Origin of the sequence: Pseudoalteromonas piratica, assembly GCF_000788395.1 — a bacterium.
In the GTDB taxonomy this organism is placed as follows: Bacteria; Pseudomonadota; Gammaproteobacteria; order Enterobacterales; family Alteromonadaceae; genus Pseudoalteromonas; species Pseudoalteromonas piratica.
The window spans coordinates 1,168,130-1,183,682 of the sequence record NZ_CP009889.1; the positions used below are offsets into that span (position 1 = coordinate 1,168,130).

Sequence of the window (15,553 nt, forward strand, 5' to 3'; positions counted from 1 at the left end):
CTTAGCCCTTTTTTATTTGCTTACACTGACAGAAAACAAAGGCCGTTGCTTCACTAACAACCCTCGCACAATCAGTACACTGAGTAAGAATATTTGCCAATCGGGTGTATCAAGCGCAAAGGTATAACGTACAAGCGCTAACAAACCAAAATAACCAATCGCCGAGTACTGAAGCCAAAGCCAAACAAACGGCGTGTGCTGCTCATTTGATGCTAAGCGATTACCCACCTTAAGCCCTGCTAAGGTAAATAAATACACTACAGCACCGACAACAATAAAAGATGTCCAGACAAAAATACTTTGCCACTCTACTACTTGTGCCGACTTTGCAGGTCCCGACCAAAGCGCATCCCAACTTACAGCAATAATCAGCGACCATGAAATGGTGGCTATAAGCGGGTTGGCTTCATCATCAGAAAACAGCTCGTCATACAGATATACCGCGATAAAACCAAGTGCCACAATACCCAATAATGGCGTAAGCCAGGGCAGCCATTTAATGCCATAAAAGCTTAATAGGTAGCCACACATTGGTAATAAAGTATGCGAACCGACGACACCTGAAATCCATTTAACACGGGTTTTCGCACAGGTTAGCTTATTACTGTAAAGCGCGGTTACAAGGGCAACATCCATACCAATCGCCGCCCCCATCATCACACATGCAAGCAGATATTCAGCGGCGAACTGCATTTTCTTCACCTGTTAGCCACGAAAGACGGATATCCCACTTATGGTGATGCTCTGGTGGTAATGGGGTTTGTTCATCATCCACTTGCTCAAGCACATTGGTCGCTTTGCTGATATTGGCATCTCGGCCAAATAAAAAGCTCTGTTCTTGTACAATGGTTTTGTAGGCTTTATTGAGTTTTAACGCACGCTCTTTTGATGGCATGATAAGTTCATAAATGCTATCGAGCTTACTGACTTTATCACGCTTTACATTGCCGTCATTGTCAAACCAGCGCAGTAACATCTCTTGGTTTTGTCTAAATTCATCGCCACCACCAACACGTTGTAAGTAGGTTAAAAACTCCCCGTCAGATTCGCCTAAAGTAGGTACATCCTTTTGTGATTTTAAATCGATATAGCGCCAACCAAGTTTGCCCTCAACTTTGCGCGGAAATGAAAAGGTTTGATCAATGGTGGTGCCGACTGTTTTGTGACAGCCATTGCAAAACATCAGCTCTTGGTAATGTTGCGGACGAAGCTCGCCTTGTTGGTCTTCGATGTAACCATTAATAGTCCAACTAAAGCCATTATCAATACCACGCTCCCCAATTGAAATGGTTTTAGGTAACTGCTCAAACTCTTTCTCTTTTGCTTCAAGCGTATAAGCGCCGCGCAATTTATTGGCTGTTTTGAAACCGTGTTTTTTCATATAGCGCACTTCTTTCATGCGCGGAGCATTGTAAATCTCACCCTTTTCATCAACCCCTAAATAACGCACCGTGTGTAAAAATTCAGTGCCTTTTGGGTAAAGCATGGCATGTAGTGGCGTTTGCTTTGCATCCCCAACATAAAAAGCTTGTTTTACGATTTCAGTCACCGTTGACAAGATACCGTCATTATTAAGATCGTGCTTAATAATTCGCTCATCAATTGCTGGTGTTGAAATCATCGCCAAATCTTTAATCGTAATTTCCACCAAACTTAAATTGGCAAAATACACGTCTAGATTAAACGTACCGTTTATTTCTCGAAAAGCCTGAGGTAAGCGGATCATGGCATCTCCTGTAGACCCATTGGTTGGCCAAAAGGTACTTGGAAATGGCTTGTAGTTAAATGCAACCCAATGGCTGTTATCTTTTGCCACACCTAATGCATTAAATGCATTTTCAGGATAGGCTAAGTTCTCGATAAACATCACCTTTGCTTGCGGCGCATTTTGGTGCGTTTTAGCAAACTTGCCATAGTTATCTTCATTTACGTAGGACAAAATCGTATCATCACTTATGCCTTTAATCAGCGCTGTGCGATCAATAAATAAGTTCTTCCAGCTATTGCGCATGCCTTCATCAGAAAACTGATAATCGCCCTGCAAATCGCCATCATTCATTATGTTTGGGCGCTTTTCACTGTAGTTATAGGTTTGGTGACAGGCATAGCACGGGTTGTTTGTGCCTTCGGTTTTGGTGTAACACTGCGGCGGGATCACGGCTTCAGGGTTATACACTTCATTATGTTTAATATAATCAAGCGCGCTTGGCTGCTTTGCAAAAACAGAAAAACTCGCAAACGTTATAAACGCAGCAAGTACAAGGCTTAGGTATTTCATACTCATTCTTCCAACTAAATGAGAAGTGCTTATACCAATGCTGTTAAGTATGTGATCAGGGGTAGCGCTCGATAAATGAAATGCTAACAAGGCGGAATTTCTCTTATGCAGTTGTTCTACATTGATAAATTCAAACACCGTTAGCATGCTATTTAGTCCGCTAGGATGATCAGCTACTTAAGTGAATTGGTAGTTCACACTTCTCGTAAAACAATTGCTTATTTTTTCACTGGCTCATATAGCCAAAGCGTATTGTTTTCTTGGAAACCGTCTTCACCAATGATGATACGGCCGTCGTCCATAACGATTACGTTATCTGGCTGTGAAAGTTGGTCAACATCACAACGTGCGGCACCAGATAGGCTGCTACGGTAAGTTGAGCCCATAACAAGTGGTTCAATGCGGCTAATGTTATAACCCGCTTCAAGTTTTGCGCGGTACACACCACCACAATCTTTAACACGGCTCGAAAGCTGAATATCGCCTTCATTATCAATTAACGTATTGTCTAAATCTGCAATCGCAAGATAAACATACGCTTCAGTAATGTCTTCGCCGTCAATGGTATTCACACCCTCAACAGCTTCTTGTGCACGTTTAGTATTAATCGAAATACCTTCAAGCTTTCGCCATTCAGCTGTAGCACCTTTTAAGCGTGCAGCCTGACGAGACTCAAGGAATACAACACGGTCATCCATTGGCTCACCTGCTGTTACCTTGCCGCCGCCATTAGCTACCGTTGGGTAAGTTGCATCGCCATTTGCCCATGCTTCAACGTCTGCCATTGTCATATAACTTGTTTCACCTTCAACAAATTGGTCTGTACCAATGCCGTCAAAGTCTGCAATCCAAGCTTCAATCATTGCATTGTCACCGTGGCCTAACTCAACCCACGACACATCAAAGCCTGTTGTTGCAGGGTCGTTTTGACCTACATCTTGAGTAAGTTTTGCACCATACAGGGTACCTGAGCTTAGATCTTCTGGTGTATCGGCAACGAACTTAAACAGCACACCACCAGTGTCATCTTGTGATAGGTAAACTGTTTTACCATCTGGCATTACCGTTGCATTTTCATGCTCATAACGGCCAAGCGCATAATGCTTAACCACTGTTGGCTCATTTGAAGTTGGGTTTTGCACTTCAGCAATATAACCGTAGCGGTACGGGTTTGGTGCATCTGGCGCAGTTAGTTGCCACATGTACCCAATGATATCGGTGTTCATCACTGCAGGGTTATTCCAATCTGGGTGCGTTGTCGTATCGACTTTAGAATTTACAATCCACTCTTCAGATGTCAGTGGCGTATTCCAAGGCGTTACTGAGCCAAAACAGTTTGCTGCTGTGCCATGCACACCATCGAAATCAAGCATCATGGCGTCAGTCACTTTCCAGCTGCCAAAATTATCTTTTTCGATAGCCATACGGCTCATACCACCTGGGTACATTTCCCAGTTAGTGAATAGGTAGCCTTTACCTGCACCCGTTTGAATAAAGCCGTTAAAGTCTGGCATATCGTTTTCAAGAATAAGCTCATCACCCACCATTGAATAAATATGACCCAGTCCTTTTGGTAATTTACCTTCGTAAGTATCACCAGTTTGACCTAGCACTTGATACTGACCATACGCACTCATAACTGTTTGACGCTCAGCATCGCTCACCGGTACTGGTGAATCAATTAGTGTTTCAGGTAAATTATTAAAGTTAACGCCTGCAAGCACACCCACGGTACCTGTGTGGAATGTTTTGCCAGCTGCATTAGCAATGTTATTGCTGTCAGATGGGTGCTGCGCATTAAAGAATAAATCACCCTCTTCTGATAAAAAGATACCTGTCACTTCAGCGCCCGTTGGCACAGTTGCTAGGCGTGTAAGCTTACCTGCTGTTCCATCAATGCCATCGCTACCATTTACACCATCTTGGCCATCTGTACCCGCTTGACCTGTTGCACCTGCTGGGCCTTGCGCACCATCATCGCCATCCGAACAGGCGGTCAGTGCAAGTAAAACTGATAGCGCAAGCGCGCTCATTTTTATTTTTTTATGTTCCATGTTGTTTTCCATAAGTGACGGTAAATTAAAATCGCAACTATGGTGTCGTTTAATTATGAAAAACACGTTACTGATTAATTAACAAAAAAAGGCGTTTTGATTACTGTAAGAATTACTTCATTTGCATGTGACCAATACAGGAACAATCAGGGATATTAAAAACGTGACGTTTAGATAACGCTTGTTTGAAGTAAGTTTGAAGTTGAAATAACAAAAGCGCCAAACTGAGTTGGCGCTTTTTAAAATTAATTAAATGTAATTGACCACTTATTCAATGTGCCAGTGTCTCTGCGATAGTTATCCGCTACGCGCAGTTGCCACTGTCCTTTAGCAAGCGATGATACGTTAACATTGTATTGTGCTTTCACATCATTCGCTGAGTCAGAACCATTTTTACTCTTAAGCGCATGTTGGCTGCCATCAGGTGCAACTAGCACTAAGCTAATATCACCGCGATAGGTATGTGTAATATCAACATCAATTGTAATTGAATTGGCAGTACCTGAGCGGTTTACATCAATTAATGACGTTACCGATGAATTATCAGGAATTGCCGTTGATGTAGTATTGCTAAATACACTTTGCTCTGGTTCGGTTGGTGTTGTGCTACCACCTTCGAATGTTTGGCCTGCATTTACTTGGTTTGAAGTCGCAGAGGCTGACGCCCAGCTAAAGTCGCTATAAGCTTTACCTGTGCCTTTAAGTTGTAATGATGTTCCAACAGCAGTACTTGTGCTTTGTGCAATGCCAATGTCGGTTGATGTTAATCCTTTTGCAGGGCCATCAGTTGCAGTTAGCTTGCCTTCATAACTTAAAAATTGCACCACTTCACTTTTAGCATTAACCAGCGCAATACCATCTGCTGCACCATTTTGTAATCCTGCAAAGGCAAAGAACTTAGTGCCAAAGCCTGCTTGTTGGTTAGCAAGCACACCTGAAAGGCTTACCGTTTTGTAAGCTGCGCCACCATTACCATTGTATGCAACCAGTGACCAGCCACTTAGGTCAATGCCTTGTGCACCGGCAATTTCAACACCTTCGTTTACGTCTGTGCCGTCATTGTCATAGTGCAGCTCATTGATCCAAGGCGTGCTATTAGTTGGTGTAGTCGGCGTACCAGTATCTGGGCCGGTACCTGAACACACGCTTTCGAAAACACACGCCACAAATTCTGGGTGATCGATAAACGGGTTACGGTTACCTTGATATTGGAAGATTGCATCATTACGGCGCATTTCAAAGCTATCAACTGGGTCGGCTTTGTGCCATGCCAACAAGGTTGATTTAAGTCCCATGTAAGCAATCGCTTCATTGCCACCCGTTTTAGACCCTTCGATCAAGTTGCGGTCATCGGTCAAAATTAGGTCTGGTTCTAAAACACCAGTTACAGAATGGCTACCACCTTCATAACGCACAGCTAGGTACATGAGTGCACGAGCAACATCACCACGACGTGCTGGCCATGTTTGCCATGCACCTGTCGCGCCAGAACCTAAGGTTAAATTGATGTCTTCAGAACCACCACCGCGGTTATTGTTTAATTCGGTTGCTTTTACAATACATGCCGAATCAGTACACGCTGCATAAGGTTTATTACTGCGGCTTGAGTTATAGCTGCTATCGGCAATAAATAAGTGGTGTAAATCGGTGTAAGGGTAGTTGTTACTACCATCACTTGGAAAGCCATATGATTTTGGCCAGCTGTGCTCGCGGTTGTAAAAACTATTACCACCACCTGCTTTTGTGTAACTGGCATTTTTGTAAACATCAATCACATTGCCGCTGTTATTTGGATCTTGATCGGCAATTTCTAATACATCCCAAGTATCTGTCGCTGAGGACGTATAAGGGATTTTCGTATGCCCTTTAATAATGTGATGCAAGCTTTGTTTTAATTTATCAGCTGTTGTCTGATCAGCGGATGAATAATAGTTTTCAGGTGCTGCTGCGAGCGATTGCGTTGCGTAACACGCAACAAAAATTGATGTTACTAGTTTTAAGCGTGAGAGATTCATGGCTATCCATTTGTTTTTTATTAAAAATTCAAATCAATACCATCCTTTGTAAACTACTTCCTGTGCAATATTTGAAATTATTGCCGCGCTACTCTAATGTAATTTCTTTACATTTTCCTTACATTTAGATTATTAACTCTAAAATTATCACGCAGCATTGCGCTTCAAGCCATGATTTGTAAGGGTTTGATTAGTTTGATAACAAATGTAAACGAAAGGTAAATTTAGTTGTTTATTATTTCTTCAATTTGTGTCATTAATTTGTCATGGAAAAGCAGTAAACCTGACATTAGAAATTAAACATAACGATGTGAGTTTATTTATGACTGAAAACAAACGTTACTTAATTGAGTTTGCTGTAAATGAAAGCGACAGTATTTCTCGCTATGTAGAAGGTGATAATTTATCACTGGAAAGCGTGACAAATTGGGCCAAAAAATTAGAGCAAGATGAAGGCTGCTTCTTATCTTTTACCATCAAAGAAGAAAGTTCAGCGCCTTAACTATAACTGCGTCCTGATTGAAAGCGTAATGATGTGGACTAAACTTAAACTATGCCAGTATCTCGACGCACATTTATTCATTCTACCTCCGCACTTTTTGCAAGTACGTTAGTCAGCTCTTCGTGTTTATCCTATGCCCTAAGCCAAGAAGAGCAAAGCGCTCACGATGAAGTCACCAAACTGAGCGCAGATTTCACCCTTACCTTTGCATCGCCTTACAACACCCATGAAGCAAACTACATTCCTCACATGCATCAGGTGTTCAAGCACCATGTAGAAACCATGTCTCAGGGCAAAATCTATGTTGATATTCAAGATGGTGGGCGCGTTGGCAGCGGCACAGATTTAATGGCTGCGGTTACCCGTGGCCGTGTCGATGCAGCGCTAATTTCGGTATCTAACTTATCGCGCGCACTGCCGGTATTAGATGTACTAAACATACCGTTTTGGGCAAGTAGCAACCAGGCATTTTTGAATTTAATAAGTTCAAACTATTGGCAGCAGCAAGTCGTTAATCAAATTAAAACACAGGGTGTGGTTGAAATACTCTTTCACTACATTACAGGCGGCCGTACCTTAAGCACAACCAAGCATACAAATAAGGTCATTAAAACGCCAAATGATTTAAGAGGGTTAGTGCTACGTGTACCCGCAAGCAAGGTGCTTAAGCAATTTTACAGCATGACCGATGCGCACGTTATCGAACTTAAATGGGATAAGGTTGCAAGTATGGCGCGTAGTGGCCACATAAATGTATTAGATCCCGGTGTGATTGGTCTTTACGCAGGGCCAGACCAATTACGTGAGTCAATTTCAACCATTAGCCATTTTAACAGTGTGCCTGATGCCTGGGTTAATGTGGTAAATCAACAATGGCTCTCACAATTACCCTTGCCATTAAAATTAATTGTACGTGAAGCTGCACACCATACTTTTCTCAATCAAATCAGCCGACTCTCTGAAATAGAAAATAATTGTAATCTAGCTTTCCAACAAGCTGGCTGTACTTTGTTTACTCCCGACAACGAATTAATGGCGCAATGGCAAGACCAATTCGGCCAACATCGCCATGAATGGCGCGATGTTAAAAAACAACTTGTTGGCTCTGTTAAGGCGTTTAATATCTTACTTGAAGCAACCAATACGCCAAGCAAATACCAGCTTGGTTAGTAAACGCCACCCCTGCATCACCTACTTTGAAGTAACTGCTTTTAATGCCACAACGTTTAAACAATTAAGATCCCTGTCACACTAACAATTAACTAAGACGAAAAAATATAATTAAATCATAACTCAACCGCACAAATATATTTGCAATTGATAATTAATATCATTACGATCCGCATCAAATTATTCAGACATGGAAAGGTAATGATTAAAACGTCCCTCACTTTAACCGCTCTTTTTGTTTCAACCGCAGTGTTAGCCGATAGCCCCGCCCCCGCACAACAAGCCAAAGATATGGAGCGCATTATTGTTACTGGTAGTCGTGTTGAAGAGCGTATTGATGAAGTGACCGCATCGGTTGTGATTGTTGACCAACAAGCACTACTCCGTAATATGGAAGTCACTAATGAACTGCAAAGTATTTTAGCTATTCAAGTGCCGGGCATGGGTCCAAACACGGGCACAAACAGTAGTTCTGGTCAAAACTTGCGTGGCCGTAGTGCCTTGGTGTTGATTGATGGTTTGCCTCAATCAACGCCACTTAGAAACGGACGTTTAGCGATTCGTTCATTAGATCCAAGTGTGATTGAACGGGTAGAAGTGATAAAAGGTGCCACCTCAATTTATGGTAATGGTGCTGCGGGTGGTATTATCAACTACATCACCAAAAGTGCCGACAGCAAAGACGGTTTTAACGGTAAACTCAATCTTGCTACTAATTTTTCAGCCACTGATTTTGAGGACAGCCTTGGCAAGCGTGCAGATGTTACTATTGATGGACGCAGTAACAAACTCAGCTTTGTTGCCAACGTGGCGTTTGAAGATAACGGAATAATTAAAGATGCTGACGGTGATGCACTTGGACTTCTCTATGGCATGTCTGGCTTTGAATCTAAGAATGCATTTACCAAACTAGCCTATGATTTAACCGACCAAAGTGCCCTATCACTGACATACAACTATTTTGAAGGCCAACAAGAAGCCGATTACATCAGTACTAATAAAAACGTTAATTTGGGTGAAAAAAGTTACGCCACTAAGAACACCACAGGTGAGAAAGCACCGGGCGATCCGCAAGGCCCCCGTGGCAACCATAATTTAAAACTACAATACGAACATGCCGATATCTTTACCGATACGCTATTCACTGGTGACGTGTATTGGCAAAAACTTGAAAACGTATTTTTCTACAGCACCAAATTCCGTGATCCTGCCCTTGGCCTTGCCGGCGGACAATCGATGATCGAGTCAGAGAAAACCGGTGTTCGTGCCAACTTTAACACCACCTTTGATTTTGATAATACTGCCGCAAGCTTTACCTATGGCGTTGATTTACTGAATGATACTACGGCCCAATCACTCGTGGATGGCCGCGCTTGGACACCCAAAATGGACATGGACAACGCCGCGCTCTATCTACAGTCTAAGTTTGTGATTAATGACGATTGGGTAGTTAAAGCAGGCCTTCGCCATGAAGAAATAGATGTTGCCGTTGAAGATTTTAAAACCTTAATGGTATGCCGTAAAACCTGTAGTGATGTGATTGATGTGGAAGGTGGCAATATTGAATACAGTGCGACAACCTACAATATTGGCCTGCGTTTCAACGCCATTGACGCATTTATGCCATTTATTAGTTACTCAGAGGGCTTTGATGTCACCGATTTAGGCCGCACATTGCGTACTGCTGATACGCCAAGCGTTAAAAAAATTGATACGGACGCGTCAATTATTAAAAACTATGAAATTGGTTTTGATGGCAACTCAGGTATTTTCAACTACCAATTTGCAACCTTTATTAGCCAATCTGATATCGGCACCAGCCTAGTTGAAGACCCAGCAACAGGTAAATACGAAAGCGTACGATCTCCTCAAGAAATTTATGGCTTTGAAGCAGCATTAGAAGCACAAGCAACAGACAACATTAAACTGGGTGTTAACTACAGTTGGTTAGAAGGTAAAAACACCGATACCGACGAGTACCTAAACGGCAGTACCATTAACCCACCCAAACTAGCAGGTTATGCCGATATTTCGTTAAGTGACGATTGGCAAATGTCAGTTACCCTAATGCATGTTGGCAGTCGTGACCGCTTTGAGAAAGTAGGTGATGTTTACACCGGTACAAATGGCCCTGTCAGTAGCTATCAAGTTGTTAACTTGAGTACTTCTTATCAAATTAACCAAGCCTTTAAAGTGTATGGCGGTGTTGAAAACTTGCTTAACCAAGATTACTACCCAGCTCGCTCACAAAGCTATACTGGCAACGGTTACAATGTAAAAGGCAAAGGCGCAACCGTTAATATTGGTATGAATTACTTCTTCTAAAATGCTAAAAAGGTGCTGTTACAGCACCTTTTTTCTTTTCGCTAAGAACTGATTTAACCAAAGAGCAAACACAATAATCGCACCACCTAAACCTAACCGAACCAGGTCTGCATCTCGATTCCAAATCACGACATTCACAATAATACCTGCGGGAATTAGGAGGTTATTCATTACCGCAAGCGCGCCAACATTTACCTCTACCGCGCCTTTATTCCACGCAAAATAACCAAGACCAGATGCAATTAAGCCTAAATACGTCAGTACACCCCATTGCGTTGCTGTGGTTGGTAATTTATCCACATTACCAAACAGTGCAAAGCAACTTACAGCAACCACTAACGCGCCAATAAAAAACCAGCCAAACACGGTTTTATGTTCAAGTGTCTGCTCGCTCATTAAGCGCTTATAAAACACTTGGCCACTTGCAAAACACAGGTTTGCCCCTTGTACTAAACATAACCCCAGTAAAAAGTCGCCATCAATGCCTTCGTAGCGAATCGCAATGGCACCAAAAATCGCTATCACCGCCACCAGCAAAAACTGGGCATTAAAGCGTTTTTCCAGTAAGTCATTTAGTAAGGTGATGTAAAGTGGGGTCATCACGGTAAACAGCAATACCTCAGGCACACTTAAATACAAAAAACTGTGATAGTAAAAGCTGTACATTACGCCTAATTGAATAGCGCCTATGGCCATCAACTTTAAGGCAATGCCTTTTGGTGTACTAAGTAGCTTTAAAAAGGGTAAAAACACACACGTTGCAAGTGCTACGCGCATTAGCACACTAAACCAAGCATCCACTTGGCCTGCTAAATACACACCAATTAAGCTAAACGAAAAAGCCCATAATAATGTGACCGAGATAAGGTAGTTCATGAATATTAAAGGTGATTTAAAAAAGGCAGTTTAGCGAATTTTGTAAAGGAATGGTATGCAGAGACATTGCCCTTCTGCATACCAATCTTAAAGTGCCTTAGTCTTTTTCAAGCACTATGCGATAACGCGCCTTGCCCGATTTTAAATGATCAAGCGCGGCGTTTATGTCACTCATTTTAAAGGTTTCTATTTGCGGTTTTATGTTGTGTTGCACCGCAAATTCAAGCATTTGTGCAATGGTTGCAGGGCTACCCACCGGTGAGCCCGATACTTGTTTTTGCCCACCAATTAAACCAAAAGCGCCCAAATCAAGCGGCTCTAAAGTGGCACCCACAAAGTGCAAACGCCCTTTGGGTTTGAGGGTTGATAAATACAAATTCCAATCAAGTTTTACGTTAACCGTTGAAATAATAAAGTCAAAGCGATTAGCGGCCGCTTCAATTTCGCGATTATCACGCGAGTTAAGCGTGTGGTGCGCGCCAAGTTGTTTGGCTTCTGCCGATTTAGATTCAGACGATGTAAATGCCGTGACCTCGCAGCCCCACGCATTTAAAAATTGCAATGCTAAGTGGCCTAAACCGCCAATACCTATCACCGCCACTTTATCGGTTGGTTTAACATCAAACTGCACAAGCGGGTTAAATACCGTAATACCACCACAAAATAACGGCCCGGCAGATTGTGCGTCCATGCCATTTGGTAAAGCCACCACCGCTTTTTCATTAGCACGCACTTTATCGGCAAAGCCACCATGGCTCATAATGGTAGGGATTGCTTGCTGACATAAATTTTCATCACCGGTATTACACGAAAAACAGCTTTGGCAATAGCCCGAATGCCAACCAAGACCAACCAGTTGCCCTTCGCTGAGATTGCTTACATGACTACCCACTTTGCTCACACGTCCCACCACCTCGTGGCCGGCCACCAGTGGGTATTGTGAAAAGCCCCATTCGTTATCAATCATTGAAATATCGGAGTGGCAAATACCACAGTATTCCACGTCAATTTCAACATCATGAGCACCAAGTTCACCCACTTCGATGTGATGCTGTTCAAGCGCGCCACCGGCTTCTTTTGCAGCGTATGCTGTTATCATATTGGTTTCCCTTTTTTTATCATGTGTTATTCGTGTACTGCTTGGGTAATCAGAAAGATCACCCTAAAATGAAGCGAACGTTAAAAATCACAATCAAGTAATTTCATTGGTTTGTCGGCAGCAAGCACGCAGCCCCTTGCTTCGTCGGTTGCTGCTTTGCATTGTTTTAGCATTTCTGAGCTACTTGGCGCTTTGTCGCCTAAAATACGTTTTGCATGGGCTACAACAGATTTGCATTCACTTACAGGTACAGGTTCTGCCTTTGAACAGCCCGCTAATACAACTAGCAATAGTGAGGAGAATAAAACGGATGTTACTGTGGATAGAGGTAATTTAGTCATAACAATTCCAACTGAATAAGTGTTCACTCAGTATAGTCATGATTTAAAAAGCAGTGCTGAAATCTTTAAAGTAAGGCTCCGACTAATCGATTTTGCAGAGCACACGGTTATCTTGTGTAATCTCAATTCTAAACCGTTTATTTAGCTCGCTGTTTGTGACATAGCCGCAGCTGCCCTGATAGGTCATTGCATGAGCGGTGATTATTTTATAGTGATAGGTGCCATCGCGAGGTTGCGATAAAGCATAATAAAGCGTATTGCTCGAGCCGGTTTTAATATCACCAAAATCTAACCGGCTTGATGGTAGCTCAATAGTCGCATGGGTTATGTTGCTGCCCGAATTGTTCTCTATGGTGAGCGCCGGCGATACATAAAACCACAGCCAATAAAGCCCACACAAAAACGTAACTATCATCAACACAATTTTAAACAGGCGATTCATTTGGTTCCTTGCGGGTGACACCCAGCATAAATTTAAATGTTATACCTTAATTCCACAAACGTTTTAAATTGGCGCTCGCAAGGGTTTCAATGATTATCAATCATTTTCATATTAGGAAAATGCAATCAAGTTAAAATCAACGTCTCTGACCCCATTGATTTATTATCTGTTTGCTATGATTGAAAATCCAAAGGAATTTCTTTTTTAAAAAGCTCAATGGTAGCTTCTACAACCTCAAGAGAGACACTTTTTTCGTAAACCGTGACTTCACACGAATTTTTAGTGTCATCTCGAAATATCTCAAGCAATAATTTACCTTCGTGGTAAACCTCAACTCCAATTCCATCTCGACCACCACTGATGTCACTTGCGATTGTAACCTCATAGTCGTTGCTAAGAATAACGTTATTCCCCATAAAAATTTTAAAGACAGACTTTATTAGCTTGCTAAACGTGTGTAGAACTAACCTTTTTTAAATTGACGCTCACAAGGTATTCCATCATTATCGCCGTCCATTTTCACATTTGGACAATGTTTAATGAAAAAGAGTGCTTCTTCATAAGATGTCATCTGCGAGCAATACTGCCTTTTATCACACTTAAACTTTGCTTTTTGCTTTACACTACGTTTGTTTTGGCTCTTATTTTGTTTAGAGCCATTAAAGTCGTACGTTTTTTTAGCGTTTACAGCCTCACCTGACACTGCAACAAACGTGAAAGCCATAAACACGGCAAGTAAACAATTTAATTTCATCTTTTCACATCCCTTATGAAAGGTGTATTACCAAGTTCAACTGAAGCCAAAATCATTGGATAAAATCAGTTACTCATTACTTATATTGAAATCAACGACTCTGACCCCATTGATTCTCAACCATTGATTAAACGACGTTTTTCTCGATGGCTTTCGCTTTAAACATTAATTCATTATTCCAGGTTTCGCGATCAACAGCATAATGCGCTCTGCGATGACAAGTTGGACATAAAGTAATTACGTTTTCTGGGCTATCAGCTCCACCGTCCGATAAACGAGTGAGGTGATGAACTTCTAGGTAAGGTCCTGACTTTGTATCAAAAGGAGCTTTATCTCCGCAACCCTCGCAAAAGCCACCTGCGCGTTTTTTAGCGTAAAGTTTGATTGCATCACTACGATGCTTAACATAAATAAGTTTTTCTTTTTGGTTTGCTTGGGTTGGTGTACTACTTAGCGCAATTTCACGTAATTCTTTTAATGATTTACTCCTCGTTGGCTTTTTAAGGTATGACGCTTTCGGCGATTCAACCCCATCACTTTTCATTTTTGTAATGAAATCCAAATGAAATATATAAGCCGCTCTTTGTTTTCCATTTTTGTCAGGCCTTTCTTCGATGTGGTGAGTTATATAATTGCACTTACCAACAAATCTAACCATGCCTTTAGATACTGACTCAAAAAGAAGAATTTCTTTATTATTTTTTTGATGGTCGCGAATGGCTAAATTTCCTTTAGCCATTATCATATCGCCTTCTTGTCCTTCACCTGTATATCTGAATGTTCCATCAGGACTGACCCCATCAGAATAACCAAATTCCTCACCTGTTTCACTGGTGAAAATAAAGACATAAGGGTATTGTGATGGAGTTGCAATACCACCGTATTGTTGACCTTTGTAAACTCCATGTATATCAATTCTACGGTTATATATTTTTCCAACTTCGAACACGAATCCCTCCTCTTCGCCTAAGGTCGCTGAATCAACGACCACGCTCCCGTTGATTCACCGCAAGACCTTTATTAGTGAGCATTACCATTTGATGTAGTTACATACAACTTCAAACTCATCTTCTATTAGTTTTTTATCTAATACTTTCAGTACATTAACAACGATTAATTTTGTTAACAATAAGAATTTAAGCATATAAAACGTGTCATTTGTGAATTGCACCCATAATGACATTACATGTAATGGTAGAGAATTAAACTTATTTAACTATAACAAGGCATTACATGTTTAATAGACACAGCTCAAGACGTAAAAAAATAATAAACACCACTATTAATCATTCACTTAAGTAAAGCCCTATAAACAGTAAAAACTACTTTTATAAAACCAAACATTTATAACAATAACGATAACTGTTATCATTCGTGATTATTTAATTTTCGCAATCATTTATGGATCACGCATTGACTTTAATTCGTGCTAACAAAGACGTTATTTCCCGTATTTTCGTCGCTGTAATAATGGGTTACGGCATCACCATGTCACTTAGCATTTTACTATCTGTGTTATTACCGCTTAACCAAACCGATGCCATTGCGGCCAGCTCTATGCTCAGCTTCGCTGTTTTTACCGGTTTTGTAATGTTTGTGTTTTCAGCTAAATCAATTAAGCAGGTGTTTTTTCAAAGCTTAGGGGTACTTGTTGTAAGTGCCGCTTTAAACGTTTTATTTATGGCAGTGTGAGGCAC

15 protein-coding genes are annotated in these 15,553 nt (G+C 41.5%); 4 read left to right on the forward strand and 11 right to left on the reverse strand.

What is annotated here, in order from left to right; genetic code table 11:
* Positions 1 to 12 precede the first annotated feature (12 nt).
* The 4 genes from OM33_RS19930 to OM33_RS19945 form a co-directional block, all read right to left on the reverse strand.
* Entirely contained in the window at positions 13 to 693 is a 681-nt protein-coding gene (locus tag OM33_RS19930) for an MntP/YtaF family protein (RefSeq protein ID WP_040136205.1), read from the reverse strand.
* Positions 677 to 2,278, reverse strand: a complete 1,602-nt coding sequence (locus OM33_RS19935) for a hypothetical protein (RefSeq protein WP_040136206.1) — start codon at positions 2,276 to 2,278, stop codon at positions 677 to 679. The genes OM33_RS19930 and OM33_RS19935 overlap by 17 nt, the downstream gene beginning before the upstream one ends.
* A gap of 218 nt (positions 2,279 to 2,496) precedes the next feature.
* Positions 2,497 to 4,332 carry an alkaline phosphatase PhoX gene (locus OM33_RS19940; protein ID WP_040136207.1) on the reverse strand — a complete coding sequence of 612 codons (1,836 nt, stop codon included), beginning with the start codon at positions 4,330 to 4,332 and terminating at the stop codon, positions 2,497 to 2,499.
* Between the two features lie 245 nt (positions 4,333 to 4,577).
* Positions 4,578 to 6,347 (reverse strand): endonuclease, encoded by a 1,770-nt coding sequence (locus OM33_RS19945; RefSeq protein ID WP_040136208.1) that lies wholly within the window; start codon positions 6,345 to 6,347, stop codon positions 4,578 to 4,580.
* Positions 6,348 to 6,669: 322 nt separating this feature from the next.
* Between OM33_RS19945 and OM33_RS19950 the strand changes: the two genes are divergently transcribed.
* From OM33_RS19950 to OM33_RS19960, 3 genes are all read left to right on the forward strand, one after another.
* Positions 6,670 to 6,849 (forward strand): hypothetical protein, encoded by a 180-nt coding sequence (locus OM33_RS19950; RefSeq protein ID WP_199922564.1) that lies wholly within the window; start codon positions 6,670 to 6,672, stop codon positions 6,847 to 6,849.
* A 51-nt stretch (positions 6,850 to 6,900) separates the two neighbouring features.
* Complete coding sequence (locus tag OM33_RS19955) at positions 6,901 to 8,019, forward strand: TRAP transporter substrate-binding protein (RefSeq protein WP_040136210.1); 1,119 nt, start codon at positions 6,901 to 6,903, stop codon at positions 8,017 to 8,019.
* Between the two features lie 201 nt (positions 8,020 to 8,220).
* Positions 8,221 to 10,344, forward strand: coding sequence for a TonB-dependent receptor (locus OM33_RS19960; protein ID WP_040136211.1), 2,124 nt, complete (start codon positions 8,221 to 8,223; stop codon positions 10,342 to 10,344).
* 18 nt (positions 10,345 to 10,362) lie between these two features.
* Here OM33_RS19960 and OM33_RS19965 read toward each other — a convergent pair whose 3' ends face one another.
* From OM33_RS19965 to OM33_RS19995, 7 genes are all read right to left on the reverse strand, one after another.
* Entirely contained in the window at positions 10,363 to 11,220 is an 858-nt protein-coding gene (locus OM33_RS19965) for a carboxylate/amino acid/amine transporter (protein WP_040136212.1), read from the reverse strand.
* 97 nt (positions 11,221 to 11,317) lie between these two features.
* Positions 11,318 to 12,319: an NADPH-dependent aldehyde reductase Ahr gene (ahr, locus tag OM33_RS19970; protein WP_040136213.1), complete on the reverse strand. Its 1,002-nt coding sequence runs from the start codon at positions 12,317 to 12,319 to the stop codon at positions 11,318 to 11,320.
* An 80-nt stretch (positions 12,320 to 12,399) separates the two neighbouring features.
* A complete protein-coding gene (locus OM33_RS19975; protein WP_040136214.1) occupies positions 12,400 to 12,660 on the reverse strand; it encodes a hypothetical protein in 261 nt (86 codons plus the stop codon).
* An 82-nt stretch (positions 12,661 to 12,742) separates the two neighbouring features.
* Complete coding sequence (locus tag OM33_RS19980; RefSeq protein WP_040136216.1) at positions 12,743 to 13,102, reverse strand: hypothetical protein; 360 nt, start codon at positions 13,100 to 13,102, stop codon at positions 12,743 to 12,745.
* A gap of 173 nt (positions 13,103 to 13,275) precedes the next feature.
* Positions 13,276 to 13,518: a hypothetical protein gene (locus OM33_RS19985; protein ID WP_040136217.1), complete on the reverse strand. Its 243-nt coding sequence runs from the start codon at positions 13,516 to 13,518 to the stop codon at positions 13,276 to 13,278.
* Between the two features lie 47 nt (positions 13,519 to 13,565).
* Positions 13,566 to 13,856 (reverse strand): excalibur calcium-binding domain-containing protein, encoded by a 291-nt coding sequence (locus tag OM33_RS23080; protein ID WP_040136219.1) that lies wholly within the window; start codon positions 13,854 to 13,856, stop codon positions 13,566 to 13,568.
* Positions 13,857 to 13,983: 127 nt separating this feature from the next.
* Positions 13,984 to 14,805, reverse strand: coding sequence for an HNH endonuclease (locus OM33_RS19995; protein WP_040136221.1), 822 nt, complete (start codon positions 14,803 to 14,805; stop codon positions 13,984 to 13,986).
* Between the two features lie 452 nt (positions 14,806 to 15,257).
* On the opposite strand from OM33_RS19995, the gene OM33_RS20000 reads away from it, so the two are divergent.
* Complete coding sequence (locus OM33_RS20000; protein ID WP_040136223.1) at positions 15,258 to 15,548, forward strand: hypothetical protein; 291 nt, start codon at positions 15,258 to 15,260, stop codon at positions 15,546 to 15,548.
* Positions 15,549 to 15,553: the final 5 nt, after the last annotated feature.